The sequence below is a fragment of the Kitasatospora sp. NPDC089509 genome, from assembly GCF_044749365.1.
Lineage (GTDB): Bacteria > Actinomycetota > Actinomycetes > Streptomycetales > Streptomycetaceae > Kitasatospora.
The window spans coordinates 419,686-433,164 of record NZ_JBIVHS010000001.1 but is presented as its reverse complement, the minus strand read 5'-3'; the positions used below and the strand labels follow the sequence as shown (position 1 = coordinate 433,164).

The following is a 13,479-nucleotide window of genomic DNA, read 5'->3' as shown; positions in this document are numbered from 1 at the left end:
CTTGACCCCCTCCGAGGGTGACGCCTACGCTCCGCTATGCCGCATCACGATACGGCGTGCCGTCAGACGGCACAAGCCTCCAGGAGGTTCGACGCCCATGTCCTTCCGCACCGGCCGCCACTTCCTCCAGATCCCCGGCCCCACCAACGTGCCCGACCCCGTGCTGCGGGCGATGGCCGCGCCCACCACGGACCACCGCGGCCCGGAGTTCGCCGCACTGACGTTCCGTCTGCTGAAGGCGATCGGCCCGGTGTTCGGCACCTCGGGCCCGGTCGTGATCTACCCCGCCTCGGGCACCGGCGCCTGGGAGGCCGCCCTGGTCAACACCCTCAGCCCCGGCGACCGGGTGCTCTGCTTCGAGACCGGGCAGTTCGCCACGCTCTGGCAGGAGATGGCCCGGGCCCTCGGCCTCGCCGTGGACCTGGTCCCCGGCGACTGGCGGCACGGCGCCGACCCCGAGGAGCTCGCCCGGCGGCTCGCCGCGGACACCGACCGGAGCATCAAGGCGGTCTGCGTCGTCCACAACGAGACGTCCACCGGCGTGACCAGCCGGATCCCGGAGCTGCGCCGCGCCCTGGACGAGGCCGGCCATCCGGCCCTGCTGCTGGTCGACGCGGTCTCCTCACTCGGCTGCCTCGAGTACCGCCACGACGACTGGGGCGTGGACGTCACGGTCTCCGGCTCGCAGAAGGGCCTGATGCTGCCGCCCGGACTGGGCTTCAACGCGGTCAGCCGCAAGGCCCTGGTCGCCTCGCGCACCGCCGGACTCCCCCGCTCCTTCTGGAGCTGGGAACCCGTCATCGAGGCGAACCGGACCGGCTCCTTCCCGTACACCCCCGCCACCAACCTGCTCTACGGCCTGGACGAGGCGCTGCGCATCCTCGACGCCGAGGGCCACGCCCGCGTCCACGCCCGGCACGCCCGGCACGGCGCCGCCACCCGCGCCGCCGTCCGAGGCTGGGGCCTGGAGGTCCTGTGCGCGGACGAGCGCGAGTACTCCGGCTCGCTCACCGCCGTCCTGCTGCCCCCGGGCCACGACGCCGACCGGTTCCGCGAACTCGTCCTGGAGCGCTTCGACATGTCCCTCGGCGCCGGTCTCGGCCGGCTCGCCGGCCGGGTATTCCGGATCGGCCACCTCGGCCACCTCAACGACCTGACGCTCATCGGCACCCTCGGCGGGGTGCAGCTGGGCCTGGAGCTCGCCGGGGTGCCGATCGACCCGGCCGGCCTCGGCGCGGCACTCGACGTGCTCCGGCGGCCGTAACCCCCGCTCCCCGCACCTCCCGCTCCCCCGCACCGCGACACCCCGTCCTCCTCCCCGCCCTTGGAGCCGACCGGACATGACCGCGAGCACCCCCGACACCCCGCCCCCCGGCCCCGACGACCGCCCCACCCCCGACACCCGCGCGCTGGAACAGCGCCTCCGCCGCGACCTCGACGGCGAGGTCCGCTTCGACGACTACACCCGCCACCTCTACTCCCGCGACGCCAGCATGTACGCGATCACCCCGGTCGGCGTGGTCCTGCCCCGGCACGAGGAGGACGTCCAGGCCGCGGTCGCCGCCGCGGCCGAGCACGGCGTCCCGCTGGTGCCGCGCGGCGCGGGCACCAGCCTCGCCGGGCAGACCGTGGGCCCCGGCCTGGTCCTGGACCTCTCCCGGCACCTGAACCGGATCGTGGCACTGGACCGCGAGGCCCGCACCGCCCTGGTGGAACCCGGCGTGGTCCAGGCCCAACTCAACCGCGCCGCGGCCCCGTTGGGCCTGGTCTTCGGCCCCGACACCTCCACCGCCAACCGGGCCACCATCGGCGGCATGATCGGCAACAACTCGGGCGGCAGCGGATCCCTGCGCCACGGGATGACCATCGACCACGTCCGGGAACTCGACGTCGTGCTCTCCGACGCCTCCCGGGCCCGCCTCGCCCCCGTCGACGAGGCCGAGCACCGCCGCCGGGCCGCCCTGCCGACCCTCGAAGGCGCCGTCTACCGCGAACTCCCGCGGATCGTCCGGGCGAACGCCCAGGCCATCGCCGAGGGAACCCCGGAGTTCTGGCGCCGCTCCGGCGGCTACCGCCTCGAACGGCTCGCCCGCACGGACGCCCCCTTCGACCTCGCCAAGTTCGTCGTCGGCTCGGAGGGCACCCTGGTCATCACCACCCGGGCCCTGGTCGACCTGGTGCCCCGGCCCGCCCACACGGTCATCGCCGTCGGCCACTTCACCTCCGTCGCCCACGCCGTGGACGCCACCGAGGACGCCCTCGCCTGCGACCCCGCCGCGGTGGAGCTGATGGACCGGACGATCCTGGAGCTGTCCCGGCGCAAGATCGAGTACGCCCCGCTCGGCACCATCCTGACGGGCGACCCCGGCGCGCTGCTGTTCGTCAGCTTCAGCGGCGACGACGAGGGCGAACTACGCAGCCGACTCCAGCAGTTGACCACCCGCTGGGCCCGCCACGGCCACGGCTACCACACCCTGCACGCGGTGACCCCGCACCAGCAGCAGGCCCTGCTCAAGGTCCGCTCGGCCGGCCTCGGCCTGCTGATGGCGGCGGGCGAGGGCACCCGCCGGCCGCTCGCCTTCGTCGAGGACACCGCCGTCGACCCGGTCCACCTCGCCGCCTACACCCGCCGCTTCCAACAGGTGCTGGAACGCCACGGCCTGACAGCGGGCTTCTACGGCCACTGCTCGGTCGGCTGCCTGCACATCCGCCCCTTCGTGGACCTCACCGACCCCGCCCAGGTGGCCACCATGCGGGCGGTCGCGGAGGAGATCCGCGACCTGGTCACCGAGTACGGCGGCGTCAACTCCAGCGAGCACGGCGACGGTCTGGCCCGCAGCGAGTTCAACCCGCTGCTCTTCGGGCGGGACCTCTACCAGGCGATGCGCGGGACGAAACGACTCTTCGACCCCCGCAACCTGCTCAACCCCGGCAAGATCGTCGACGCCCCCGCCATGACCGACCACCTGCGCGACCCCGCCCTGCCCCCCGCGCCCGGACTGCGCACCCGGCTCTCCTTCGAGGTCCTCGGCGGCATGCGCGGGGCCGCCGACCGGTGCATGAACATCGGGCTGTGCCGCAAGAGCGGCACCGGCACCATGTGCCCCTCGTACATGGCCACCCGGGAGGAGGAGCACTCCACCCGCGGCCGCGCCAACGCCCTGGTGAAGGCGCTCTCCGAGCCGGACCCCCGGCGGGCCCTGGGGGACGAGCGCCTGCACGGGATCCTCGACCTCTGCCTGATGTGCAAGGCGTGCAAGAGCGAGTGCCCGCTGGGCGTCGACATGGCCGCCCTCAAGGCCGAGACCCTCTCCCACCACCACGACCTGCACGGCGTGCCGCTCAGGTCCCGGGTCTTCGGCGCCATCCGGCTGCTCAACCGGATCGGCTCGGCCACCGCGCCGCTGTCCAACCTCCCGGGCCGCAGCCGGCTCGTCCGCCGACTGCTGGAACGCCGGCTGGGCATCACCGGCGCCAGGCCGCTGCCGACCTTCGCCCGGGACAACCTGCCGCGCTGGTTCCGCAGCCACGAACACTCTGCCGAAGCCGCCCCGTTGGGTGACGTCACCTTCCTCGCCGACTCCTTCACCACCTACACCGAACCCGCCATCGGCCGCGCCGCCGTCGAACTGCTGGAACGGGCCGGCTGGCGGGTCCGCCTCGCGGCCCAGGGCTGCTGCGGCCGGGCCAGCCTCTCCAAGGGCCTGCTGGACGACGCCCGACGGCAGTCCGCCGACCTCGCCCACGCCCTCGCCGCCACCGGCGCCCCGGGCTCACCGGTCACCGGCTGCGAGCCGTCCTGCCTGATGACACTCCGGGACGAACACCTAGCCCTGCACCCGGACGACCCGGTGGTCCGGGACCTCGCGGGCCGGGTCCGGCAGGTGGAGGAACTCCTCACCGAGGCCATCGACACCGGACGGCTCCGGTTGGACCCCGACGCCTGGCCCGCCGGTCGCCGCCTGCTCTACCACGGGCACTGCCACCAGAAGGCCGAGGTCGGCACGGCCGCCACGATGGCCCTGCTCCGCCGGATCCCCGGCGCCGAGGTGGTCGAACTCGACGCCGGGTGCTGCGGGATGGCGGGCTCCTTCGGTTACGAGAGCGAGCACTACGAGGTCTCCATGACCGTCGGGCGCGACCGGCTCTTCCCCGCCGTCGAGGCCGAACCCGGGTCCACCATGATCGTCGCCACCGGCGCCTCCTGCCGCCAGCAGATCCTGCACGGGACGGAGCGCCGCTCCTGGCACCCCGTCCAACTCATCCGCGAAGCACTGCTGACCGACTGACCGGCGCCCCGGGTACCACCGCCCTGGTCACCAGACGACGGGCAGGGCGTGCAGACCGTAGACCTCGTTGTTGACCCGGTAGGGCACCTCCTCGACCGGGCACCCGAGCGCCAGTCCGGGCAGCCGCCGGAGCAACTCGGGCACCGCGATCCGCAGTTCGATCCGGGCCAGCGGTGCGCCGAGGCAGTGGTGCGCGCCGTGCCCGAAGGCCAGGTGCGACACCGGTTTGCGGGTGATGTCGAAGCGGTCCATGCCGGGGCCGAGGGCCGGATCGCGGTTGGCCACCGGCAGTTGGCAGACGACCTGCTCGCCGGCCTTGACCGGCACGCCGCCGATCTCGGTGTCGCACCGCGCCGTCCGGGCCAGCGCGGTGCTGGACACCGACAGGTACCGCAGCAACTCCTCGACGGCGGAGTCGATCACCGGATCGGCCCCGGCGGCGGCACGCAGCCGGCCGGCCTGCTCCGGGTGTGACAGCAGCGCGAGCACGCCCAGGCCGATCGTGTTGGACACCGTCACATGACCGGCGAGCAGCAACAGCTCGGCGACACCGACCAGTTCGGCGTCCGCCACCGCACCGCCGTGCTCCCTGACCAGCATGCCGATCATCCCGTCGTCCGGGCTGCGGCGCTTCTCCGCGACCAGCGCGGCGATGTACTCCTGCGTCTCCCGCCCGGCCGCGAGCCGTTCCTCCATCGGGAGCGCGAGGTCCAGGGTGGTCCGGGACCACCGGTGGAACGCCGCCTGATCGGGCTCGGGCACCCCGAGCAGCGCGCAGATCACCCCGAGCGGCAGCGGCAGCGCGAAGTCGGCCATCAGGTCCGCCGTGCGGCCGCCCGCCTCCATCGCGTCGATCAACTCGCCGACCAGGGTGCGGATCATCGGCTCCAGCGCGCGGATCCGCCGCCCGGTGAACTCCGGCGTCAGGACGTGGCGCAGCCGGGTGTGCTCTGGCGCGTCCATGTTGAGCAGCTCGCGCGGCAGGATCGGGGCACGGTCCGGATCGTGCATCCCGAAGGTCTCCTCGTCGGCCAGCACCCGCCGCACGTCGGCATGCCGGGTGACCAACCAGTACTCCCCGGTCCGGTACAGCCAGAAGTCCTGGACCCGCCGCACCGGGTCCTCCCGCTGGGCCTCACCCAGCGCCGGGCCCGGGTCGAGCCCGTCGCGCCGGTAGAAGATCGAGATCGGCGGCGGTTCCTGCGCACTCATGCGCCCTCCTGACGACTGCCCGGTGTCGACGTTCCCGGTACCCAGGTGCACCTGCCGCCGTGCCTCTCCGCCGCCGCCCGGTACGGCGTGCGGGGGCGCGGCCACCGCGCACGCGCCCCCTCCCCCGAGCCGGAGCCGCCCCCACGCCCGGCCACCGGCGCGGCGAAGACCGCCACGGCCGGGGGGATTTCCGTGAACGGGCCCCATGGGGGCAGGCCGATTGCTACCCTCCGGTAACCGGGATGGTGACCCAACCGTCGGCGAACGATCTGTGAAGCCGGCGGATTCCAGTTGTCGGATGTGTGGCCTTTGCGTGCGGTAACTTCCGCGAAGGGAACCCGCGATTCCGGCCTCCAATCCTTTCGGGCCGACAATGACGCAAAATATCTCGCCGAAGACCGATTTCGACCGCGTCCTGTTCCGCGCGCCTGCCCTTCCCTTACGATCCGGATGGCACACAGCCGCTGACCAGCCCATTCGGACCACATCGAGGCCGACAGGAATCACACCCCCGGCTACAACGGAGTAGCACGCTCGACCTTCCCCCACGCCCCGCTTCTCCCCGGCGGTTCCCTGAGGTTGATGTCGCGATCCAGTGCGGTGACTCCGTCACGCACGGGTCGAACGACCGTCACCGGCAATGCAGTTCGACAAGACGGGAATTTCCGTGCACTTCAGTATTCTGGGACCGCTCACAGCGGTCCACGACGGCGAGACCGTGGCACTCGGCGGGATTCGACAACGAACCGCCCTGGCATTCCTGGTTCTCCACGCCAACACCCCGGTCGGCACCACACGGCTCGTCTCCGCCCTGTGGGAGGCGGACGAACCGGCCACCGCCCGCAAGATCCTGCAGAACGCCGTGTCCGGGCTGCGGCGAATACGGGCGGGGCGCAGCCCGCAGGAGGCACCGCTGATCGACCTGCGCACCGAACCCCGGGGCTACGTCCTCCACGTCGCCGCGGACCGCGTCGACCACACCCGCCACCGGGAGCTGGTGCGACGCGCGGCGGCGGCGTCGGCCGACCGCTCCTGGGAGCACGCCTCCGTCATCCTCCGGAAGGCGCAGGCGCTGTGGCGCGGCGACGCCCTGGCCGACCTCGCCGAGGCGGGCGTCGACTGGCCCGAGCTGGCGGCCCTGCGCGAGGCGCGCTGGAGCGCCCTGGAGGACCGGGTGGTGGCGGACCTGATGCTCGGCCGCCACCGCGAGGTGGTCGCCGAACTGGGCGCCGCCACGGCCGCCGGTCCGACCCGCGAGCGGCTCTGCCGGCTCCACATGGTCGCGCTGTACCGCAGCGGACGCCAGGCGGAGGCGCTGGACGTCTACCGCCGGGCCCGGACCGCCCTCGCGGAGCACGGCCCCGCCGCCCCCGGTGCCCGTTCGCACGCCCTGGAACGCGCGGTGCTCAGCCACGCGCCGGAGTTGGACGAGGCCGACGCGGTCCTACGGCTGGCAGCATGACGAACGACGGCATCACGAACGACGGAATGACGAACGGCAGCCCGACGAGCGACGGCCCGACGGGCGACGGCGCCACCGGCTACCCCTGCACCCTGCGGTTCAACGTGCTGGGCCCGCTGGAGGTCCTCCGGCACGGCACCCCGCAGCCACTCAGCGGCGTCAACCAGCGGGCGGTGCTGGGCTACCTCCTCCTGCGCCACAACCAGGTGACGGCCACCAGCCAACTCATCTCCTCGCTGTGGGAGGGCCCGCCGCCCTCCTCGGCCCGCAAGATGGTGCAGAACGCCGTCTGGCACCTGCGGAACCTGCTCCAGACCGACCCGCTGCACCCGGGGCCGGACGCGGTGGTGCTGCGGTCCCGGGCGCCCGGCTACGTCCTGGAGGTCGAGCCGCGCACGATCGACCTGCACCACTTCCAGGAGCTGGTGGCCACCGGCCGCGCGCGGATGCGCGACGGCGCGGTGGCGGCCGCCGCCCAGCGCTGGCGCGAGGCCCTGGGCCTGTGGCGCGGCCCCGCGCTCAGCGACCTCGCCGAGGCGGGGATGGGGCTGGCGTGGCCCGAGCTGGCGGCGGCCGAAACCGCCCGGCTGGACGTGCTGGAGGAGCTGTTCGACGCCGAACTCGCCCTCGGCCGCCAGCAGGCGGTGCTGCCGGAGCTGCAGGAGCTGAGCCGGGCGCACCCCCGCCGCGAACGGTTGGCCGGCCAGCTGATGCTGGCCCTGCACCGCAGCGGCCGGCAGTCCGACGCGCTCGGCGTCTACCAGTCGGTCCGGGCCCACCTGGCCGAGGAGTTGGGCCTGGACCCGGGGCGCGACCTGCAGAGCGTCCAGCAGGCGATCCTCACCGACGACCCGGCGCTGGAGTACACGCCCCTGCCCGGCGGCGCCCGGGTCGGCTGCGCGGCGACGACCCGGGGCGGCCCGCCGCCGGGCCCGTCCGGTGGCCCCGGGCCGACCGACGGCCCGGCCGCGGTGGGCGCCCCGGGCCCGGGCGGCGACGCCGAGGAGCTCGTCCAGGAGCGCCGGGAGGTCACCGTCGTCCTGCTCAACGCCTCCGTACCCGCCGAGCACCCGGGCGGGGACCCGGAGCACCTGGACCGGGTGATGACGGAGCTGCACGAGCTCGTGCGGTCCGAGGCCCAGCGGTTCGGCGGCACCCTCGCGGCGCGGATCGGCTCCTCCTGGCTGGTCCTCTTCGGTGCCCAGCGCATCCGCAGCAACGAGGCGATGCGGGCGGTGCTGATGGCCCTCGCGGTGCGGCACCGGCTGCGGTTCCGGTACGCGGACGCCGACGGGCTGGCGCTGCGGGCGGCCGTCGACACCGGCGAGGCGCTGGTCCGGTACGGCCCGGACGCGCCCGGCGTGCCGTCGGTGACCGGCGCGGCCGTGGACCGGCCGCTGTCCCTGCTGCCGCTCGTGCCGCGCGACCAGGTCTGGGTCAGCGAGCCGACCCGGGAGCAGACCGACAACTGGATCGAGTACCGGCGGGCCTCCGTCCACTCGCCGATCTGGACGGTCACCGGGCTGCGCTCCAACGGCGTGCGCGACGAGGGCTCCCCCGTCCTGGAACGGGCCGGGGAGACCGCGATGATGGCGGACCTGCTCACGGCCGGGGCGGACACACCGGCCACACCAAACAGTCCGGACGGACGTACCGGGCCGCGCATGCTGCTCGTGGTCGGCGAGGCCGGCATGGGCAAGAGCGCGATGATCGACGAGTTCGAGCGGCTCGCCGCCCGGCAGGAGCCCGCGGTCCGGCCGCTGGTGGCGCACATCGTGCCGTGCGCCGTCGACGACAGCCCGTTGCGGTTCGTGGCGGCCGAGCTCTCGGCGGGCTGCGGCATCCGGCCGGACGACCCGCCGGAGACGGCCCGGGCGAAGTTGTGGGCGACGGTGGACCGGGTGGCCGCCGATCCGGCCGAGGCCCGGCAGCTGTTCGAACAGCTGGTCGTCCCGATCGGGCACGTGCCGGCCCACGAGCGGACCGCCGGCCCGGAGGAGGTGACGGCGGCCTGGCACACCCTGCTGGAACGCCTGGCCGCCGAACGGCCGGTGGTCATGGTGGTGGACGACCTGCACTCGGCGGACGAGCCCCTGCTCGACACCGTCGACCGGCTGGTCCGCTCGCCCTGCCCGTCCCGGCTGCTGGTGGTCGCCACGGCCCGTCCGGAGCTGTTCGCCCGGCGGCCGGACTGGCAGGGCGCCGCGGGGGCGCTCCGCACCGTCACGCTGGCGCCGTTGTCCGACGCCGCCGTCGGCCGGCTGGCGCGCTCCGTCATCGCGGCGCAGCACCCGGCGGACCCGCCGCCCGGGCTGGTGCGCGAGCTGGTCGCGGCGGTGACGGACTTGGCCGACGGCAACCCGCTGTTCGTGACGGAGTTCGTCCGGCTGGCGCTGCGCCGGCTCGACGCCACCGAACCCGCGCCCCGCCACGGCGCGTTGGGCGAGGTGCCGATGGCGGTGCGCCGGGTGCTGTCGGCCCGGTTGGACGCCCTGCCCGCGAACCTCAAGGCGGTGCTGCAGGACGCGGCGGTGCTCGGTGGTGGCATCCGACCGGACGCGGTCGCGGCCCTGCGGCGGGAGCGGACCGACGAGGTGAACGGCGCGCTCGACACCCTCGCCCGGCTCGGCATCCTGGGGCCCGCACCCGCGGACGCCGACGGCACCAGCCGCTTCGCGTTCCGTCAGCCGCTGCTCTGCGAGGTCGCGTACGCGCGGATCCCGCGCGGCCAGCGGGTCGAGAAGCGGGCGGCGGTGACGGGGTGGAGCAAGCGGGCACGGGTGCCGGACGGTCCGCGGCCGGTCGCACCCGAGCTGCTGCGGTTGCGGGCCGCCGTGCGGCAGCTCTGCGTGTGAGCGGTTGAGCCGGTCCCGCGCGGGTGAGCCCGGCCCGCGCGGGGTTAGCCGGTCCGGGTCACCGCCCGGCCAGGATCACCCGCTCCCGGTCGGGCTCCTCGGCGTAGAGCAGGTCGAGGAGCCCGGCCCGCCGGTCGAGCACCGCCCGCTGGTTGAGGTAGCCCTTGTCGGTGAGTTCGCCGCCGTCCAGGCTGGGCGGTTCGGCGACCAGCACCAGCCGCTCGACCCGGGAGGCCGCGCCCGCCCCGGCGTTGAGGCGGGCCAGCGCCTCGGCGAGGTGCCGGTGCAGCCGCTCGCGGCGGAGCAGGTCGGCGGGGTCGGTCGCCCGGGTGCCGAGCAGGTCGTTGGCCCGGCCCAGGGAGAGCCAGCCGATCGCCGCCACATAGGGCCGGTCGCCGCCGGTCAGCACGACGTCGGAGAGCACCTTGGCGGACGACAGCAGGGAGTTGCGCAGTCGGCCGGCCCGCACCCAGGTGCCGTTGGTGATCTTGAAGTTCTCGGCGATCCGGCCGTCGAAGCGCAGCCCCCGGCGGGGGTCGCCGCCCGGGTCGAGGAGGCGGGCGGCGTCGCCGGTGCGGTAGTAGCCCTCCTCGTCGAGTGATCCGCCGAGGTCGGCGCCCAGGTATCCGGCGGTCAACGACGCTCCCCGGACGCGCAGTTCGACCCCGCCCCCGGTGGGCACCAGCTTCAGCCCGACCCCGGGCAGCGGAATGCCGATGCCCTCGCCGACCCCGCCGTACGTCGAGGTGGCGGCCGGCCCGGTCTCGGTCGCGCCCCAGGAGGACACCAGGGGGATCTCCCGGCCGGTCGCCCCGCGCGCCAGGGCCCGCAGCCGCTCCCGCAGGGCGTCGGGCAGGTCGGCGCCCGCGTAGACGAGCAGCCGGGCCCGGGAGAGGATCCGCTCGGCCAGCGGCAGGTCGTTCTCCAGCCGCTGGGCGAGCAGCGCGTAGCCGGCCGGGACGTTGACGCAGACCGTCGGCGGCACCTGCCGCAGCGCCTCGACGGTACGGGCGAAGCCGTCGGCGACCGGCGAGCCGTCGTCGATGTACAGGGTGCCCCCGTTGCACAGGGCCAGGTGCAGGTTGTGGTTGCCGCCGAAGGTGTGGCTCCACGGCAGCCAGTCGGTCAGCACCGGTGGCTCGGCGGCGACGAACGGCCACACCTGGCGGATCATCTGCTGGTTGGCGCAGAGCATCCGGTGGGTGTTGAGCACACCCTTGGGGGTGCCGGTGGAGCCCGAGGTGAAGAGGATCTTCGCCACCGTGTCCGGGGTCAGGGCCTCGTGGGCCCGGCGCACCGCCGCGGTGACCGCCGTGCCGCGCAGCTGCCGCACGGTCAGGTCGGCCGGGTCGGGCCGGCCGGAGACCACCGTCACGGGTCCCGCACCGGCCTCGGTGGCACCGGCCTCGGCGGTGGCGGTGGCAGCGGCCGTGACGACGTCCAGCGCCGCGCGGTAGCGCCCGCCGTCCTCCGCGAACACCAGCCCGGGTCGAACCAGTTCGGCGATCGCCCGCAGCCGACCGTGGCCCCCGCCGCGCAGCGAGTAGGCCGCGCTGACCGGGACGACCGGGACTCCGGTGAGGTAGCCGGCCAGGGTGAGCAGCAGGTGGTCCAGCGAGTTGCCGGACAACAGCAGCACCGGGCGCCCCGGGCCGAGCCCCCGGTCCAGGTACGCCTGGCCGAGGGCCGAGGCGGCCCGGGCCGCCTCGGCGTAGCTCAGCGTCCGCCAGCCGTCGCCGTCCCGCTCGGCCGCCAGCACCGCGTCGGGGCGGCGGGCCGCCTGGTCGAGCAGGGCGTCGGCGAGCGTGGCCGGGTGGTCGCCCAACGGCTCGGCGACGTGCAGCAGCCAGCTGCCGTCGGCCCGCTGTCGGGCGATCACCTCCGCCTCGGCGGCGACCGCGGCGGCCGCTCCGGCCTTCACCAGGGCGGCCGCCGGCACCCCGCCGTCCGATCCCGCCGCGTCCGGGCTCACCGGCCCGCCCGGGCCGCGTCGGCCTTCCGGGTGTGCTGCTCGACCACGCCGCGCAGCGCGCCGGAGTGGATCAGCCCGGCCACCTGCTCGATGGCGGTGTCCATCGGCCGGTCGCTGTCCAGGAACGCGCAGACCTCGCGCACCGCGTCGTAGGCGGCCCGGGTCGGCCCGCTGAGCTCGTCGAGCCCGCGCAGGTCGGCCGCCTGGCACAGGGCGATCAGGTGGACGGCGGCGATCCGCTGGACCAGTTCGACCACCGACCGGGCGTCGCGGGCCGCGATGGTGCCCATGCTGACCTTGTCCTGGTTGTGCGCCTCGGTCGAGCGGGAGAACGAGGCCGCCGGCATGGTCCACTTGAGCGCCTCGGCGGCCAGCGAGGAGGCGGTGATCTGCATGCCCTTGAAGCCGTGGAAGAGGCCGGCCTCGAACTCCTCCGGCGAGACCCGCGGGATGAGGTTCGGGGTCAGCCCGTTGTTGAACTTCTCGTCGACGACGAGGGCGAGTTGGCGGTCCAGCAGGTCGCCGATGCCGGCCACCGCGGTCTTGAGGGCGTCCATCGCCTGGGCGACGTGGCCGCCGTAGAAGTTGCCGCCGCTGCCCGCGGTGCCGGTGGCGACGTCGAAGAGCGGGTTGTCGTTGGCCGAGTTGACCTCGACCGAGAGCAGCCGGTGGGCCCAGTCGGCGGTGTCCCGCAGCACGCCGGTGACGTGCGGGGCGCAGCGGATCGAGTAGCGGTCCTGGACGCCGCGTTCCAGTTCGGTGAAGTCGGCGTCGCCGGAGAGCCGGATCCCCGGCTCGGTGGCGGGGGCGGCGGCCAGGATCTCCCGGATGGTCGCGGCGCTGTCCAGCATGCCCTGGTACGGCTTCGCCTCGAACAGGAACGGGGCGAAGTGCGCCGGATTGCCCAGCAGGACCTGGCTGGTGAGCGCGGTGCACAGGTCGGCGGCGAAGGCCAGCTCCCGGGCGTCGTGCAGCGCGAGGACGGCGAAGCCGGACATGAACGAGGTGCCGTTGACCAGGGCCAGGCCCTCCTTGGCCTCCAGGACCTGCGGGCTGAGCCCGCACTCGGCGAGGGCCTCGGCGGCCGGCTTGGAACGGCCCCGGTGGGTGACCGTGCCGTGCCCGGTGACGGCGCCCGCCAGGTAGCTCAGCGGCACCAGGTCCCCGCTGGCGCCGACCGAGCCGCGCTCCGGTATCTGCGGCAGGATGTCCGCGTTCAGCATGTCGATCAGCGCGGAGACCAGCTCCGGCCGCACCCCGGAGACGCCGCGTGCCAGGCAGTTGGCCCGGATCGTCATGGTGGCGCGGACGACGTCGGCGCGGGCCGTCGGGCCGACGCCGGAGGACAGGAAGCGGATCAGGTTCTCCTGGAGCAGCCCGGTCTTGCGCTTGGAGACCTGGCGGGCGCTGCTGTCGCCGAACCCCGAGGTCACGCCGTAGATCGGGGTGCCGGAGTCGATCAGCCGGTGCTTGAGCGCGTTGGAGGCGGCGATCGCGTCGGCGGCCTCGGGCGCCAGGGTGACGAGCGGGCCGGCCGGGTCCCGGGCGATGGAGACGATGTCCTCGACGGCGAGTCCGTGGCCGTCGAGTGCGACGTCGGACAGGTGAGCATCGGACGGGTGCGCGCGCTCGCTGGTGGAAATCGACATGTCAGTCCTCTTTCGGTGCCGTGTTGCTGCGGAACGGGGC

Annotated in this window: 7 protein-coding genes; 4 read left to right on the top strand and 3 right to left on the bottom strand. The window is 74.4% G+C overall.

What is annotated here, in order from left to right; translation table 11 throughout:
• Window positions 1-97 precede the first annotated feature (97 nt).
• Both ACIP4P_RS01555 and ACIP4P_RS01550 read left to right on the top strand, forming a co-directional pair.
• A complete protein-coding gene (locus tag ACIP4P_RS01555; RefSeq protein WP_400913590.1) occupies window positions 98-1,264 on the top strand; it encodes a pyridoxal-phosphate-dependent aminotransferase family protein in 1,167 nt (388 codons plus the stop codon).
• A 76-nt stretch (window positions 1,265-1,340) separates the two neighbouring features.
• Window positions 1,341-4,289: an FAD-binding and (Fe-S)-binding domain-containing protein gene (locus ACIP4P_RS01550; RefSeq protein ID WP_400913589.1), complete on the top strand. Its 2,949-nt coding sequence runs from the start codon at window positions 1,341-1,343 to the stop codon at window positions 4,287-4,289.
• A gap of 27 nt (window positions 4,290-4,316) precedes the next feature.
• On the opposite strand, the gene ACIP4P_RS01545 is transcribed toward ACIP4P_RS01550, so the two are convergent.
• Window positions 4,317-5,501, bottom strand: coding sequence for a cytochrome P450 (locus ACIP4P_RS01545; RefSeq protein WP_400913588.1), 1,185 nt, complete (start codon window positions 5,499-5,501; stop codon window positions 4,317-4,319).
• Window positions 5,502-6,168: 667 nt separating this feature from the next.
• On the opposite strand from ACIP4P_RS01545, the gene ACIP4P_RS01540 reads away from it, so the two are divergent.
• Together ACIP4P_RS01540 and ACIP4P_RS01535 are read left to right on the top strand one after the other, a co-directional pair.
• Window positions 6,169-6,963, top strand: a complete 795-nt coding sequence (locus ACIP4P_RS01540) for a BTAD domain-containing putative transcriptional regulator (protein WP_400913587.1) — start codon at window positions 6,169-6,171, stop codon at window positions 6,961-6,963.
• The gene (locus tag ACIP4P_RS01535) at window positions 6,960-9,818 is read left to right on the top strand and encodes a BTAD domain-containing putative transcriptional regulator (RefSeq protein ID WP_400913585.1); all 2,859 of its coding nucleotides are present in this window, start codon (window positions 6,960-6,962) and stop codon (window positions 9,816-9,818) included. Before ACIP4P_RS01540 ends, ACIP4P_RS01535 begins: the two co-directional genes overlap by 4 nt.
• Before the next feature lie 58 nt (window positions 9,819-9,876).
• Here ACIP4P_RS01535 and ACIP4P_RS01530 read toward each other — a convergent pair whose 3' ends face one another.
• Window positions 9,877-11,790, bottom strand: a complete 1,914-nt coding sequence (locus ACIP4P_RS01530; protein ID WP_400913584.1) for an AMP-binding protein — start codon at window positions 11,788-11,790, stop codon at window positions 9,877-9,879.
• Entirely contained in the window at window positions 11,787-13,439 is a 1,653-nt protein-coding gene (gene hutH / locus ACIP4P_RS01525; protein ID WP_400913581.1) for a histidine ammonia-lyase, read from the bottom strand. Before hutH ends, ACIP4P_RS01530 begins: the two co-directional genes overlap by 4 nt.
• Between the last annotated feature and the right edge of the window lie 40 nt (window positions 13,440-13,479).